General features: G+C 66.7%; 12 protein-coding genes. 6 read left to right on the plus strand and 6 right to left on the minus strand.

From position 1 onward, the window contains the following. Positions 1-49 precede the first annotated feature (49 nt). The 5 genes from alaS to SBA_RS14850 form a co-directional block, all read right to left on the minus strand. Positions 50-2,704: an alanine--tRNA ligase gene (alaS, locus tag SBA_RS14830; protein ID WP_261934974.1), complete on the minus strand. Its 2,655-nt coding sequence runs from the start codon at positions 2,702-2,704 to the stop codon at positions 50-52. 68 nt (positions 2,705-2,772) lie between these two features. Then, on the minus strand, positions 2,773-3,057 hold the full coding sequence (locus SBA_RS14835; protein ID WP_261934975.1) for a barstar family protein: 285 nt from the start codon (positions 3,055-3,057) through the stop codon (positions 2,773-2,775). A gap of 10 nt (positions 3,058-3,067) precedes the next feature. Continuing rightward, positions 3,068-4,327: a M24 family metallopeptidase gene (locus tag SBA_RS14840; RefSeq protein WP_261934976.1), complete on the minus strand. Its 1,260-nt coding sequence runs from the start codon at positions 4,325-4,327 to the stop codon at positions 3,068-3,070. Further along, positions 4,314-4,940 carry a glutathione S-transferase family protein gene (locus SBA_RS14845; RefSeq protein ID WP_261934977.1) on the minus strand — a complete coding sequence of 209 codons (627 nt, stop codon included), beginning with the start codon at positions 4,938-4,940 and terminating at the stop codon, positions 4,314-4,316. Before SBA_RS14845 ends, SBA_RS14840 begins: the two co-directional genes overlap by 14 nt. Positions 4,941-5,011: 71 nt before the next feature. Then, the gene (locus SBA_RS14850; RefSeq protein ID WP_261934978.1) at positions 5,012-7,123 is read right to left on the minus strand and encodes a malate synthase G; all 2,112 of its coding nucleotides are present in this window, start codon (positions 7,121-7,123) and stop codon (positions 5,012-5,014) included. Between the two features lie 126 nt (positions 7,124-7,249). Between SBA_RS14850 and SBA_RS14855 the strand changes: the two genes are divergently transcribed. The 3 genes from SBA_RS14855 to SBA_RS14865 are packed head-to-tail and all read left to right on the plus strand — an operon-like array spanning position 7,250 to position 11,212. Then, positions 7,250-8,155 (plus strand): LysR family transcriptional regulator, encoded by a 906-nt coding sequence (locus SBA_RS14855; RefSeq protein ID WP_261934979.1) that lies wholly within the window; start codon positions 7,250-7,252, stop codon positions 8,153-8,155. A 27-nt stretch (positions 8,156-8,182) separates the two neighbouring features. After that, complete coding sequence (locus tag SBA_RS14860; RefSeq protein ID WP_224550096.1) at positions 8,183-10,450, plus strand: NADP-dependent malic enzyme; 2,268 nt, start codon at positions 8,183-8,185, stop codon at positions 10,448-10,450. A 51-nt stretch (positions 10,451-10,501) separates the two neighbouring features. Continuing rightward, a complete protein-coding gene (locus tag SBA_RS14865; protein WP_261934980.1) occupies positions 10,502-11,212 on the plus strand; it encodes a L,D-transpeptidase family protein in 711 nt (236 codons plus the stop codon). A 9-nt stretch (positions 11,213-11,221) separates the two neighbouring features. Here the strand turns inward: SBA_RS14865 and SBA_RS14870 are convergent, their stop codons facing one another. Beyond that, positions 11,222-12,112 (minus strand): EamA family transporter, encoded by an 891-nt coding sequence (locus SBA_RS14870; RefSeq protein ID WP_261934981.1) that lies wholly within the window; start codon positions 12,110-12,112, stop codon positions 11,222-11,224. 168 nt (positions 12,113-12,280) lie between these two features. On the opposite strand from SBA_RS14870, the gene SBA_RS14875 reads away from it, so the two are divergent. The 3 genes from SBA_RS14875 to SBA_RS14885 all read left to right on the plus strand — a co-directional run bounded on the left by SBA_RS14875 (position 12,281) and on the right by SBA_RS14885 (position 15,398). Next, positions 12,281-13,504 carry an MFS transporter gene (locus SBA_RS14875; RefSeq protein WP_390902346.1) on the plus strand — a complete coding sequence of 408 codons (1,224 nt, stop codon included), beginning with the start codon at positions 12,281-12,283 and terminating at the stop codon, positions 13,502-13,504. A gap of 40 nt (positions 13,505-13,544) precedes the next feature. Then, positions 13,545-14,684 (plus strand): aspartyl/asparaginyl beta-hydroxylase domain-containing protein, encoded by a 1,140-nt coding sequence (locus SBA_RS14880; RefSeq protein WP_315975777.1) that lies wholly within the window; start codon positions 13,545-13,547, stop codon positions 14,682-14,684. Between the two features lie 99 nt (positions 14,685-14,783). Further along, complete coding sequence (locus SBA_RS14885) at positions 14,784-15,398, plus strand: YitT family protein (RefSeq protein WP_066602978.1); 615 nt, start codon at positions 14,784-14,786, stop codon at positions 15,396-15,398. The last annotated feature ends 47 nt before the right edge of the window (positions 15,399-15,445 follow it).

Genomic DNA, 15,445 nt, shown 5'->3' on the forward strand with positions numbered 1-15,445 from the left:
CCACTGCCGTCTTCTAGCAGCGGGCGCGGGAATAGGACAGGCGCGCGGTTCAGGCCGGCACGCGGGCGAGCGCGGCCTTGACCGCGTCGATCGCCGCCACGGCCTTGTCGCCGTCCGGGCCGCCGCCCTGTGCCATATCGGGACGCCCGCCGCCGCCCTTGCCACCCAGCGCTTCGACGCCGACGCGGACGAGATCGACCGCGCTGATGCTGGCGGTCAGGTCGTCGGTGACGCCGACCGCGATGGTCGCGCGGCCGTCGACCACCGCGACGATCGCGGACACGCCGCTGCCCAGGGTCTTCTTGTTGCCGTCCACGATGCCGCGCAGTTCCTTGGGGTCGAGGCCGTCGATGACCTGGCCCAGGAAGCTGACAGCGCCGACCTGTTCGGGACCGGCCGGGGCTGCGCCCGATCCGCCGCCAAGGGCCAGCGCTTTCTTCGCTTCGGCCAGTTCCCGTTCCAGCTTGCGGCTTTGTTCGACCAGCGCGGCGATGCGGGCGGGCACTTCCTCGGGCGACGTCTTGAGCGCGTTGGCGGTCTGGCGCAGCTTGTCGTCGCGGTCCACCAGCCAGAGGCGCGCGGCCTCGCCGGTCAGCGCCTCGATCCGGCGGACACCCGACGAGACGGCGCTTTCCGACACGATCTTAAACAAAGCGATGTCGCCGGTCGCGCGGACATGGGTGCCGCCGCACAGTTCGACCGAATAATGATGTTCATCGCCCCGGCCCATGGAAAGCACGCGGACTTCGTCGCCATATTTTTCGCCGAACAGCGCCATCGCGCCCGCGCCGATCGCATCGTCCGGGGTCATGAGGCGGGTCGTGACTTCCTCATTATGGCGGATTTGCGCATTCACATCCGCCTCGACCTTTGCGATCTGGGCGTGGGTCAGCGCTTCGGGGTGGGAGAAGTCGAAGCGCAGACGTTCGGCCGCGACCATGCTGCCCTTCTGCGTCACATGCTGGCCCAGTTCCTTGCGGAGGGCTGCGTGCAGCAAATGGGTAGCGCTGTGGTTGGCGCGGATGCGGTCGCGGCGCTCGACATCGACGGTCAACTGGACGGTGTCGCCGACCTTCACGCTGCCTGCGGTGATCGTCGCCTGATGGGCGTGGAGACGGCCGAGCGGCTTGGACGTGTCCGCCACGTCGGCTGAGAGGCCGCCCAGCGACGTGATGGTGCCCGCGTCGCCATTCTGGCCGCCGCTTTCGCCGTAGAAGGGCGTCTGGTTGGTGATGATCGCGACCGTGTCGCCGACCGTGGCGCTGTCTACGCGCGCGCCGTCCTTGACGATCGCCTGCACTTCGCCTTCGCCCTGGGTGGAGGCGTAGCCGACGAACTCGGACGTGCCGAAGGTTTCGGCGATGTCGTACCAGATTTCGTCCGACGCCTTTTCGCCGGAGCCCTTCCAGGCGGCGCGGGCGGCGGCTTTCTGTTCGGCCATGGCGGCGTCGAAACCGGCGCGGTCGACCGACAGCCCCTGGGTGCGCAGTGCATCCTCGGTCAGGTCATAGGGGAAGCCATAGGTGTCATAGAGCTTGAACGCGGTTTCGCCCGGCAACGTCGCGCCGTCGCCCAGGCCGGTGGTGGCTTCATCCAGCAGGCGCAGGCCGTTTTCCAGCGTCTTGCGGAAACGGGTTTCCTCGCGCAGCAGGGTTTCCTCGATCAGCGGTTGGGCGCGGACCAGTTCGGGATAGGCGCCGCCCATTTCCGACACGAGGCTGGAAACGAGGCGATACATCAACGGGTCTTTGGCGCCGATGATATGCGCATGGCGCATGGCGCGGCGCATGATGCGGCGCAGGACATAGCCGCGGCCTTCATTGGCGGGCAGCACGCCGTCTGCAATCAGGAAGCTGGTCGAGCGGAGGTGATCGGCGATGACGCGGTGGCTTGCCTGAAATTCGCCATCCGTCGCGGTGCGGGTGATCGCGCCGGACTCCGCGATCAGCGCCTTGAACGTGTCCGTATCGTAATTGTTCTGCACGCCCTGCATGACGGCGGCGATGCGCTCCAGACCCATGCCGGTGTCGATCGACGGCTTGGGCAGTTCGCTGACGATCTCGTTCGCTTCCTGCTCATATTGCATGAAGACGAGGTTCCAGATTTCGACGAAGCGGTCGCCATCTTCCTCCGGCGAACCGGGAGGGCCGCCCCAGATATGGTCGCCATGGTCGTAGAAGATTTCCGAACAGGGACCGCACGGGCCGCTGTCGCCCATCGCCCAGAAATTATCCTTTGTCGGGATGCGAATGATGCGCTGTTCGGGCAGGCCGGCGATCTTCTTCCACAGGTCGAACGCCTCGTCGTCCGTGTGATAGACGGTCGCGGTCAGCTTGTCCGCGGGCAGGCCCCATTCCTTGGTCAGCAGGGTCCAGGCGTGGGTGATCGCCTGTTCCTTGAAATAATCGCCGAAGCTGAAATTGCCCAGCATTTCGAAGAAAGTATGATGGCGCGCGGTATAGCCGACATTGTCGAGGTCATTATGCTTGCCGCCGGCGCGGACCGACTTCTGGCTCGACGTCGCGGTCTTGTAGGGGCGCGTTTCCAGACCCGTGAAGACATTCTTGAACGGCACCATGCCCGCATTGACGAACATCAGGGTCGGGTCGTTGTGCGGCACCAGAGGCGCGGACGGGACGATGGTGTGGCCGTTGGCCCCGAAATAGTCGAGGAAGGAGCGGCGAATGTCGTTTGTCGAGGTCATGCGCGCGATTTAGTGGGAAGCGGCCCGCCGCACAAGCGGGGGATTTGGTCGTGCTGTCACAACCCTGTTCAGATCAATTGCAGCGTGACCTCCACGCCATAGTCATGTCGGGCATCGGCGAACACAGTTGCCACCCGCGCCATGAAGTCGGCCATCTCGACCGGCAGGTTGTCGATATTTGCTATCGTTACAGCGAAGGGCGGCTCAACGGCGTTAATGTCGCCTAGCAAACTTTCGTACAGGACATCCAGATTAAGACCATGCCATTCAGGCGCGCCCAGTCGTGGCAACAGGGCGAGATAGAAGTCCAACGGCTTTGCCCAGCCGGACGCATCGAGTTCAATCAACTGCATGGTCCGGCGCTTACCCGATCGGCTCTTCGATCGACACCGGCGGATTCGAGAACCATTTCGGCCCCTGCGCGGTCATGTGGAAGCAATCCTCCATGCGGATGCCCATGGTGCCGGGCAGATACAGGCCGGGTTCGTTGGAGAAGCACATGCCGACGTCCAGCTTCGTCGTTTCACCGTGGACCAGGTTCACCGGCTCATGCCCTTCCATGCCGATGCCATGGCCGGTGCGGTGGGACAGGCCGGGCAGTGCATAGCCGGGGCCATAACCCTGTTTTTCATAATAGCTGCGCACCGCGTCATCGACCGAGCCGGCGGGCGCGCCCAGTTTGGCGGCGGCGAAGGCGATCTTCTGCCCCTGCGACACGTCATTCCAGACCTTGCGCTGCTGCGAGGTGGGGGTGGCGCCATGGACCCAGGTGCGGCTGATGTCGGACTGATAATCCTCGACCGTGCAGCCGCAGTCCATCAGCACCACCTCGCCCGCGCGCACCGCCTGCGGCTTGCCGGAGCCATGCGGATAGGCGGCGGCCTCACCCAGCAGGATCAGGTTGAATTCCACCTGCCCGCCCAGTTGCTTGGTCGCGGCACTCATCAGCGCGCCGATATCGGCCGGGGTCATGCCGGCCTTTACTTGGCGGTAGGTCCAGCGATAGGCGGCCATGGTGACGTCGGCGGCCGCCTGCATCAGGGCGATTTCGGCGGCGGTCTTGCGCATGCGAATGGCGCGGGTGACGGGGTCTTTCACAAGGCTTGCGTCGGGCAGCGCGGCCTTGAGTCCGTCGACCGCGAAATAGCGGACCGTTTCCTCGATGCCGATGCGGCCCTTCGCAAGGCCCTTGGCGGTCAGATAGTCGGCGATCGGCGCATAGGGGCTTTCATGCTCCTGCCAGACGCGCACCTCTGCGGGGATGGCGAGCGATTCGTCGATAGAGGGCTTTTCGAAGAAGGGGCAGACGACCAGCGGCGCGCCGCTGGCCGGAATGACCAGCGCGGTCAGGCGCTCCGACCGGTGCCAGCGGATGCCGCTAAAATAGATAAGGCTGGCGCCCGGTTCGACCAGCAGGGCGTCGATGCCCGCCGCCTGCATCATCTTCTGCGCGCGAGCGAGGCGGTCGGCGCGTTCGGCCTTGCCGATCGGGGTCACGGCGCCGGTGAGGGATGCGAGCGCTTCGGCGGCTCGCTCCTGCGCGAACAGGCGCGGGCTTATCGCGGCGGTGGCGAGGGTCGCGGCCGTATAGCGCAGAAGCGTGCGGCGGTCAGGCGTAGGCATATTTGCCTCCGGTCTGGAGAGCGGCCTGATAGGCGGGGCGGTCATGCATTGCGGTCAGCCAGCGGAGAGTGTTGGGGCGTGATTCGTTGAGGCCGCCGCGTGCGCGGGACGCCTCCAGCGGAAAGCTCATCATCATGTCGGCGGCGGTGAAGGCGTAGCCCGCGAAATAGGGGCGGCTCGCCAGTTCGGTTTCGATCCAGTCGAGATGATCGTCCAGCATCTTTTGCACGGTCGGACGCGCGGGGCGGCCGAGCAGGCCCAGCTTGCCGATGATGAGCAACGCCAGCAGCGGCGGCATCATCGATCCTTCGGCATAGTGCATATATTGGCGATAACGGATCGCGCTTTCCGTATCGGCGGGCGGGCCGAAGCGGTTGCCGGCGCGGGCGACCAGATGTTCCATGATCGCGCCGGTTTCGATCAGGCGATGGCCGTCCACCTCCACCACCGGCGACCGGCCGAGCGGGTGGATGGCGCGCAGGCTTTCGGGCGCGCGCATCGTCTTGCGGTCACGCTCATAGCGGCGGACTTCATAAGGTTCGCCCAGTTCCTCCAGCAGCCAGAGGATTCGCTGCGATCGGCTGTTATTGAGGTGGTGGACGAGGATCGTCATGATGGCTCCCATGCTGCCCGCCGGTGAGGGCGTAACGCAGCATGGGAACCGCCACAACAGGTTTGGAAATGTTATGCGTCTTCCAGCGCCTCGGCCTTCTGTTCCGCACGGAAGGCGTGGAGCAGCGGTTCGGTATAGCCGCTGGGCTGTTCGACACCCTCGAACACCAGCGCGCGGGCGGCCTGATAGGCGAGGCTTTCGGCTTCGCGCCCGCTCATCGGCTGATAGAGCGGATCGCCGGCGTTCTGGGCGTCGACCTTGGCGGCCATGCGTTGCAGCGCAGCATCGACCTGCTCCGCCGTGCAGACGCCGTGCAACAGCCAGTTGGCCATATGCTGCGAGGAAATGCGCAGCGTCGCGCGGTCCTCCATCAGGCCGATATCGTGGATGTCGGGCACTTTGGAGCAGCCGACGCCCTGGTCGATCCAGCGGACGACATAGCCGAGGATGCCCTGCGCGTTATTGTCCAGTTCCTGCGCGATCTCCTCTTCCGAGAAATTGCGGCCGACCGCGACGGGGATGGTCAGCAGCTTGTCCAGCGGCGCGATCCCCTCCGCCTTGCGTTCGTCCTGCCGGGCGAAGACGTCGATGCGGTGATAATGGGTCGCGTGCAGCGTGGCGGCGGTCGGCGAGGGAACCCAGGCGGTGTTGGCCCCGCTCTTCGGATGGCCCGCCTTCTGCTCCAGCATGTCGGCCATGCGATCGGGCGCGGCCCACATGCCCTTGCCGATCTGCGCCCGGCCCGACAGGCCGCAGGCGAGACCGATCTGGACATTGCGATCCTCATAGGCTGTGATCCAGTCGCTGCTCTTCATCTCGCCCTTACGGATCATCGGGCCGGCCTGCATCGACGTGTGCATCTCGTCCCCCGTGCGGTCGAGGAAGCCGGTGTTGATGAAGACGATGCGGTCGCGGACAGCCTCGATACAGGCGGCAAGGTTCGCCGACGTGCGGCGCTCTTCGTCCATGACGCCGACCTTGATCGTGTGGCGCGCCATGCCCAGCAGATCCTCGATCGCATCGAAAAGACGGTTGGTGAAAGCCGCTTCCTCCGGCCCATGCATCTTGGGCTTGACGATATAGACGCTGCCGGCGCGACTGTTGCCGCCGTCGCGCTTCAAATCGTGGAGCGCGATCAGGCTGGTGACGATGCCGTCCAATATGCCCTCGGGCGCTTCGTCCCCATCGGGCAGGCGGATCGCCGGATTGGTCATCAGATGGCCGACATTGCGGACGAACAGCAGGCTGCGCCCCGGCAGGGTGAAGCTGCTGCCATCCGGCGCGGTATAGGCGCGGTCGGGGTTGAGCGCGCGGGTCATGGTCGCGCCGCCCTTCTCGAACGTGTCGGTCAGATCACCCTGCATCAGGCCCAGCCAGTTGGCATAGGCCGCGACCTTGTCCTGCGCGTCGACGGCGGCGACGGAGTCTTCGAGGTCGCAGATCGCGGTCAGCGCGGATTCCAGAATGACGTCGGCTATGCCTGCCGGATCGGTCGCGCCGATCGGATGCGTGGCATCGAAGACGATTTCGATGTGCAGACCATTGTGGCGGAACAGGCGGCCCTTCTCGCTGGCGCCGATATATTGGGTCGGATCGCGCAGGATGATGGCGTCGCTGGACAGATCCGCCCAACTGCCGTCCGCCAGCGGGATCGCATCGTCCAGAAACGCCTTGGCCCAGGCGATGACCTGTGCGCCGCGCGCGGCGTCATAGCCCTTTCCTGCCGCCGCGCCCGGTATCGCATCGGTGCCGTAGAGCGCGTCATAGAGGCTGCCCCAGCGCGCATTGGCGGCGTTGAGCAGGAAGCGGGCGTTGAGGATCGGGACGACCAGTTGCGGCCCCGCCAGCCGCGCGACCTCGTCATCGACATTTTCACTGCCGATGGCGAAAGATGCGGGTTCGGGGACCAGATAGCCGATCTCGCGCAGAAAGGCCTGATAGGCGGTGGCGTCATGCGGCTGCCCCTTGCGCCGCTCATGCCAGCTATCGATCTGCGCCTGCAACGTGTCGCGCTTGCGCAGCAGGGCGGCGTTGTCCGCGGAGAAACGGGCGAACAGGTCCGCCGTGCCCGCCCAGAAGGCGTCGGGCGCGATGCCGGTCCCGGGCAGCGCGCGGCTGTCGATGAAATCGGCCAGTGGCTCGGCGACCTGAAGGCCGGCCTTGTCGATCATGCGGTCGGTCATCGTCTTCTCCTGCTCCATCCTTCCCGCGCAGACGGAAAGGACGACCGTTGCGATAGCGATAGCCGATTCCCATTATGCCGTGTAGACGCTATTATACGAAGACAGTCATTCCTTTGGTGAACGAATATGATGGACCCCGATCATGAACTGTTCGTATGCGTGGTGGATGAGGGCGGGCTGGCGGCGGCCGGGCGACGGTTGCATATCTCGCCCGCGATGATGTCCAAGCGGCTGGCGCGACTGGAGGAGCGGCTGGGTGCCAAGCTGGTGCATCGCACCACGCGGCGGCTGGCGCTGACGCCGGCGGGCGAGCGGCTCCATGCCGACCTGCGCGGCATATTGGCAGCGCTGGACGAGGCGGAGCGGCGCGTGTCGGGCGCGTCGGCGGTGGCGAGCGGGCCGCTGCGTATCACCGCGCCGACATCCTTCGGGCGAATGCATCTGGCGCCCTATCTTCCGCGCTTCATCGACGCGCATCCGAAGGTGGAGTTGAGCATCGACCTGTCGGACGATTTCAGCGACCTGATCGAGAGCCGCGCGGACCTCGCCATCCGCATCACCGCCGATCCTGGTCCGGGCCTGACCGCGTGCCAGCTCGCCGCCAACCGCCGCATCCTGTGCGCCGCGCCCGCCTATCTGGAGCGGTTCGATGTGCCGGAGACGATCGCGGACCTGAAAAACCATCGCCTGCTGGCCGCCGAAGGACAGATGCCCTGGCGACTGGTCGGGCCGAAGGGGCCGGTAGCGGTCGAGGGGCGCAGCCATGTCCGCACCAACAGCAGCGAACTGGTGCGCGAACTGGCGTTGGCGGGCGGCGGCATCGCGCTGCGATCGCTATGGGATATCAGCGCCGCGCTCGACCGCGGCGATGTTCGGCAAATCCTGCCGGATTATGAGGGGTCGACCGATGTCAGCCTGTTCGCCGTGCAACTGCCACAGCAGAATCCGCCTGCCGCGATCACCGCCTTCATCGATTTTCTTGTTACACTTTATGTCCCGAAGCCGCCCTGGGACCGCATTGGGTTGCCCTGACGAAACGCAGTCACTAAGGCGCATCGCATGGACGATAACACCCGCCGCGCCGCCCTCGACTATCATCGCTATCCCCAGCCCGGTAAGCTCCGCATAGAGCCGACCAAGCGCATGGTGAACCAGCGCGACCTGGCGCTGGCCTATTCGCCGGGCGTCGCCGCGCCCTGCGTGGAGATCGCGGCCGATCCCGACAAGGCGATGGACTATACCGCGCGCGGCAACCTGGTCGCCGTCATCTCCAACGGCACGGCGGTTCTGGGGCTGGGCGCGATCGGCGCGCTGGCGTCGAAGCCGGTGATGGAGGGCAAGGCCGTCCTCTTCAAGAAATTCGCCGATATCGACGTGTTCGACATCGAAATCGACACGACCGACGCGGACAAGTTCGTCGAAGCGGTGGCACTGATGGAGCCGACTTTCGGCGGCATCAATCTGGAAGACATCAAGGCGCCTGAGTGCTTCGAGATCGAGCGTCGCCTGAAGGAACGGATGAACATTCCGGTCTTCCATGACGACCAGCATGGCACCGCCATCGTCGTCGCGGCCGCCGTGCGCAACGCGCTGGTGCTGCAGGGCAAGACGCTGGCCGACGCAAAGCTGGTGACGTCGGGCGCGGGTGCAGCGGCGCTGGCCTGCGTCGACCTGCTGGTGTCGATGGGCCTGCCGATCGAAAATGTCACGATGACCGACAAGGATGGCGTCATCCATGCGGGGCGTGAAGGCATGTTGCCCAATATGGCGCGCTATGCCCGCACCACCAATGCGCGCACCCTGCCCGATGTGTTGCCGGGCGCCAACCTGTTCCTGGGCCTGTCGGCACCCGGCGTGCTGAAGCCCGAATGGCTGCCGCTGATGGCGCCCAATCCGTTGATCTTCGCGCTCGCCAATCCGGAGCCGGAAATCCGCCCGGAGGCCGCGCGCGAAGTGCGGCCGGACGCGATCATCGCGACGGGCCGGTCCGACTATCCCAATCAGGTCAACAATGTTCTGTGCTTCCCCTATATCTTCCGCGGCGCGCTGGATTGCGGCGCGACGCAGATCAACGAGGCGATGAAGGTCGCCGCCGCCGACGCCATTGCGGCGCTCGCCCGGATGCCCGCGCATGACAGCGTCGCGCAGGCCTATGGCGGGCGCAGGCTGGTGTTCGGGCCGGACTATATCATTCCCACGCCTTTCGATCCGCGCCTGATCGGCGAGATCGCTGTCGCAGTCGCGCGGGCGGCGATGGACACTGGCGTCGCGAAGAAGACGCTGGACCTGGAAGACTATCGGCGCAGCCTGTCGCGCCAGAGCGCGCGGTCGGGCCAGTTGATGCTGCCGGTGTTCGAAGCCGCGCGCGGCACCGAATGCCGCATCGCCTATGGCGAGGGCGAGGACGATCGCGTGCTGCGCGCCATCCGTGATGCGCTGGACGAAGGCATCGTCCGCCCGACCATCGTCGCGCGTCGCCGTATCCTGGCGCAGAAGCTGCCCGAACTGGGGCTGAGCTTCGACCTGGACCGCGATGTCGAGGTGATCGATCCGGAGACCGACCATCTGGTGATGGGCGAACTGGTCGAAGCCTATCGCACGGTCGCGTCGCGCCGGGGCGTGCCAGCCGACGAAATCTTGCGCCATGTCTATCGCCGCCCGACCATCACCGCTGCGATGCTGCTGCGGACCGGACGGGTCGACGCCGCGCTGGTCGGCGGACGGTCCGAATATTGGGGCCAGGTCGAGCATGTGCTGCGCATCATCGATCGCACGCCGGGCCACAGCCGCGTCTATGCGCTGTCGGGCCTGATCCTGGACGCAGGCGCGCTGTTCATCACCGACACCCATATGGTGCCGGACCCGACGCCCGAGCAGATCGCCGAAATGACGCTGCTGGCGGCGACCGAGATCCAGCATTTCGGGCTGACGCCGCGCGCGGCCTTGCTGTCCCACTCCAATTTCGGGGCGTCGCACACCGACAGCGCGCGCAAGATGCGCAAAGCGTTCAAGATCGTGCGCGACGCTGCGCCCGAACTGGCGGTGGACGGCGAAATGCATGCCGATGCCGCACTCAGCCAGGCGCTGCGCGAACGGCTGATCCCGGATTCGCGGTTCGAGGGGCCGGCCAACCTGCTGGTCATGCCGAACCTCGACGCGGCGAACATCACGCTGACCGCGCTGTCGGCGTCATCCAGTTCGCCCACGGTCGGGCCGATGCTGATGGGCCTGAGCAAGCCGATCCATGTGCTGACGCCCGGCGTCACGTCGCGCGGCATCCTCAATCTGACCGCGATCGCAGCGGCGGAAGTGGCGCGGGAAGGCTAGGATTAACCTTTGGCGCCTATGCTGGCCGGGCATGGAGGCATGAGGATAGAGATGGCGGGTTTCCTGAAACAGGTCGGGCCGAAGCTGGCGATCGGCGGGATAGTGGCGTTGACCGGCCTGGTTGTGTTCGCATCGATCGATCGGCCGGCGCTGGAAGGCCATGCGTCGTCCGAAACGGCGGCCGCGCCCGCCGCTACACCCTCCCTTCCCTCCGTCCCCGCCCCCGCCCCCGCCCCCGCCCCCGCAAAGCCGATCGAGCGGCGCAGCGACCAGGGCATGGCGGTCGATCCGGGCGCGTTGCGGGTCAAGCGCGTGCTCAAGATCGACGGGCCGTTCCGCCATGGCGACTATGCTTGGGACGAACAGGGCGCGCCGGCGACCGGCCCGGTCATCATCACCGTCGACCTGCGCGCGCAGACCCTGTCGGTGTTCCGCGCGGGCTATGAGATCGGCGCGGCAGTGATCCTCTATGGCGCGACCGACAAACCCAGCCCCAAGGGCGCTTTCCCGATCATGGCGAAACATGCCGACTATTTTTCGCGCACCTATGACAATGCGCCCATGCCCTTCGCGCAGCGGCTGACCAGCGACGGCGTCTTCATCCACGGCAGCGACGTGCAATGGGGGCGCGGCACCCATGGCTGCATCGGCGTGCCTATCGCGTTCGCCAAGAAGCTCTTTGGCGTCACAAAGGTTGGCGACATGGTGGTGATTACCGACGGCAAGATGCTGGACGTCAGCCAGGCGCAGGTAAGCGGGTAGGCCGTCCGCTTATTGCGGCGCACCCTCGATTGCGGGCTTGTGGCCCGCGGTCAGCGCGCTGCCGGCCGACGCGGCCATGATGCACGCGATCGCAATCCACTGAAGCGGCGTCAGCCGCTCGCCCAGCACGATAAAACCGGCCAGCGCCCCGACGGCCGGCGACGCGCTGACCAGCAGGCCGAAGACATGGGCGGGCAGGCGCCGCATCGCTTCCATCTCCAGCGAATAGGGCAAGGCGCTCGACAGGATAGCGATGACCAGCCCGACCAGCAGGACGCCGGGCGATAGCAGCGCCGCGCCTGCATGGGCGACGCCCAGCGGCAGGACCAGGATCGCCGCGGCCAGCATCCCCCAGGCGACGGCATCCCCGCCGACCGCGCCCGACACCCGCTTGCCCGCCACGATATAGAGTGCCCAGCACAGGCCGGCCGCGCAGGCGAAGGCGACGCCGACCGGATCGAGCGGGGCGTCGCTGTGCAGCGGCAGCAACAGCAGCAGGCCGGCCACCGCCGCCGCCAGCCAGCAGAAATCGCGCGGCCGCCGCGACCCGAACAGCACGACCGCCAGCGGCCCCGCCACCTCGATCGCGATGGCCACGCCCAGCGGGATACGCGCGAACGCCAGATAGATGCACAGGTTCATCAGCCCCAGCGTCGCGCCATAGCCGGCCAGCCACCAGCCCGCGCCCGCGGGCACGCGCCGTCGCCATGGACGTCGGATCAGCCATAGCAGGGCTGCCGCCAGGCTGATGCGCAGCGCCGAGACCCCCGCCGCACCGAGGAGCGGAAATACCGTCTTGGCGAAGGCCGCGCCGAAATTGACCGAGATGAGCGACGCCAGCACCGCCCCCGCCCCCATCAGCGCCACCCTGCCCGTATCCTGTCCGCCGTTTCTGTCCATGCGCCAAGCCTATAGACGATCCGACGCCACGCGCGAGCGCCTTGCGCGCGCTCGGCAACGATTGCACCGCGTGATGACGCAGGTGCAGAAAACTCATACGAATGCAGGGTTGACCAGCGCTGTCATCAAGCCCATCTGCGCGACTTCCGTATAATTTTGCATTGCAGCATGGAGCTTGCCATGGGCGCCCCTTTCCAGACCGCGCTTCCCCATAAGGGCCCCCCCGCGCTCGTCCTGTTCGCCCTGGCGGTCGGCGCGTTCGCGATCGGGACCACCGAATTTGCGGCCATGAGCCTGCTGCCTTTCTTCGCGCGGGATCTGGGCATCGACCTGCCGACCGCCGGCCATGCGATCAGCGCCTATGCCCTGGGCGTGGTCGCGGGCGCGCCGGTGATCGCCGCCCTGGGCGCGCGCCTGCCGCGGCGCACGCTGCTGATCGGCCTGATGGCGATGTTCGCGCTCGCCAACGGCTTGTCCGCCCTGTCGCCCAGCTATCATTGGATGCTGCTGTTCCGGTTCCTGAGCGGCGTGCCGCATGGCGCCTATTTCGGCGTCGCGGCGCTGGTGGCCGCCAATCTGGTGCCGATCGAACAGCGCACGCTGGCGATCGCCAAGGTCATGTCGGGCCTGACCGTGGCCACGGTGATCGGCGTGCCGGTCGCCAACTGGATGGGGCAGGCGCTGGGCTGGCGCTCCGGCTTCTTCGTCGTGGCGGCGCTGGCCGTGGCGACGATGACGCTGGTGGCGCTCTACGCCCCGCGCGACGCGGGCGACGCAAAGGCCAGCCCGATGCGCGAGTTGACGGCGCTGGGCAAGGGGCAGGTATGGCTGACCCTGCTGACCGGCGCGATCGGTTTCGGCGGCCTGTTCGCCGTCTATACCTATGTCGCCTCGACCATGATGGAAGTCACCCATGTGTCGGAAACCTATGTTCCGTTCATCCTGGCAATCTTCGGCATCGGCATGACGCTGGGCAATCTGGCGGTGGCCTGGCTGGCGGACAAGGCGCGCAACCGCACCGTCATCGGAGTGCTGCTATGGAGCGCCGCGTCGCTGGCGCTGTTCCCGCTGATGGCCGGCAATATCTGGACGCTCAGCCTGATCGTCTTCCTGATCGGCATTGGCGGGGGGCTGGGCACGCCGTTGCAGGCGCGGCTGATGGACGTGTCGGGCGACGCGCAGACACTGGCCGCCGCGCTGCACCACAGCGCCTTCAACGTCGCCAATGCGATCGGCCCCTGGCTGGGCGGTCTGTCGATCGCGGCAGGCTATGGTCTTGTTTCGACTGGCTGGATCGGCGCCGCGCTGGCGCTGGGCGGCCTCGCCGTCTTCCTGCTGGCGATCGTGCTGGAACGGCGCCGGCCGGGCCTGATCCCTGCCGCCGCCGAATAAGCCGCTTTCGCGCCGCATCGCCGCCGGATATGGCAGCGGCATGAATGATCCGGCGAGAGAGACGAGACTGCAGGAGGCGGCGGTGGCCGCCCTGCGCCGCGGCGATGCCGATGGTGCATTGGCGACGCTGCGCGAGATGGGCGATCCGCCCGCGATGCTGCTGGCGCAAGCCTGCAACCGCAGCGGCGACCTGGATGGCGAAGCGGCGGCGCTGCGGCGCATCCTGGACAGCGACATGCGCAACCTGCCGGCGCTGCTCGCCATGGGGCAGAATGCGCTGCGGCGCGACGACGAGCGCGGATCGATAAGCTGGTTCCGCGCGGCGCTGGCACAGGCGGCCGCGACCGGCGCGCCGCCGCAGCTCCAGCCGCTGTTGCAACAGGCGCAGGCCAGCGTCGCCCGGTCGCGCCAGCGGTTCGAGGATCATCTGACCGCCGCGATTGCCGACCTGCCGCCGCTGCCCCGGATCGCCCACGCCACCGAACTGCTGCTGGGCAAGCGCGACCTGTTTCTGCAACAGCCCAGCATGTTCTATTTCCCCGGCCTGCCCCAGCGCGCCTTCTACGAACGGGACGAGTTCGACTGGGTCGCGCCGATGGAGGCGATGACCGATGCGATCGTCGCGGAGCTGCACGCCGTGCGCGCGCAGGAGGCGGATTTCGCCCCCTATGTCCAGACCGCCGCCGATCGCCCTGCGCCCAACAATCCGCTGCGCGACGATCCCAGTTGGGGCGCGCTCTATTTCTGGCAGGGCGGCGCGCCGGTCGCGGAAAATGCGCAGCGCTGCCCCGCGGTGATGGAGGCACTGGCGCTGGCGCCCATGCCGGTGATCGCAGGCCGATCGCCGATGGCATTATGGTCGCTGCTCAAGCCCGGCACCCATATCCAGCCGCATCATGGCCTGCTCAACACCCGGCTGATCTGCCACCTGCCGCTGCTGACGCCACCCGATTGCGCGCTGCGCGTGGGCGCGGAGACGCGCAACTGGCGCCGGGGCGAAATGCTGATCTTCGACGACAGCGTCGAGCATGAGGCGTGGAACCGCAGCGCGGAGACGCGCGTCGTGCTGCTGTTCGAGATGTGGCGGCCGGAGATCGGTGCGGAGGAGCGCGAGGCGCTGATCCGATTGTTCCAGGCGATCGACGCCTTCGGGCCGGCACAGGTCGATACCGGCGGTTGAACGGGACGCGCCGTCCCGCTATCAGCAGCGCATAAGCACATATGACGCCGAAAAATGGGCAAGAGGATGGCCGGGCATGATCCCAGGAACCTTGCCCACATGACCATCACCGCCCCTTCTCCCCGCCCCCACAGCCTGGCCGAGGACGGCTATGCCATCGCCATCGGCTGCGCCTTCATCGCGCTGGGGCTGATGATGCTGAAGGCCGCCAATCTGGTGACCGGCGGGATGGCGGGGATCGCGCTGCTGCTATCCTATCTGCTCCACTGGTCGCCCGCGCTCCTGTTCCTGCTCATCAACATTCCCTTCTTTCTCTTCGCGGGCCGGGCGATGGGGGTGGCGTTCGGGTTGAAGACGCTATTCGCCAATGTCGCGATCATGGGCGTGGGGCTGGCCATGCCGGCGGCGCTGCACATCGCGCGAATCAGCCCCTTCTTCGCCGCCCTGTTCGGCGGGTCGATCATCGGCTTCGGCATATTGGCGATCGCCCGCCATGGCGCGGGCGTGGGCGGCGTCGGGGTCGTCGCGCTGATCCTGCAACGGTCGCGCGGCTGGAATGCGGGGCGTACCCAGATGCTGTGCGACATCGCGATCCTGCTGGCGTCCTTGCCGATCCTGAGCGTCGAGCGGTTCGGCCTGTCGATCCTGTCCGCCGCCGCCATCAATGCGGTGCTGATCGTCAATCACCGGCCGGGGCGTTATATCGGCCACTAGAGCGGTTCGCGGTCCGATTGCATCGGACCAGCCGCTCCAGATTATTG

Source organism: Sphingomonas bisphenolicum (assembly GCF_024349785.1).
Taxonomy (GTDB): domain Bacteria; phylum Pseudomonadota; class Alphaproteobacteria; order Sphingomonadales; family Sphingomonadaceae; genus Sphingobium; species Sphingobium bisphenolicum.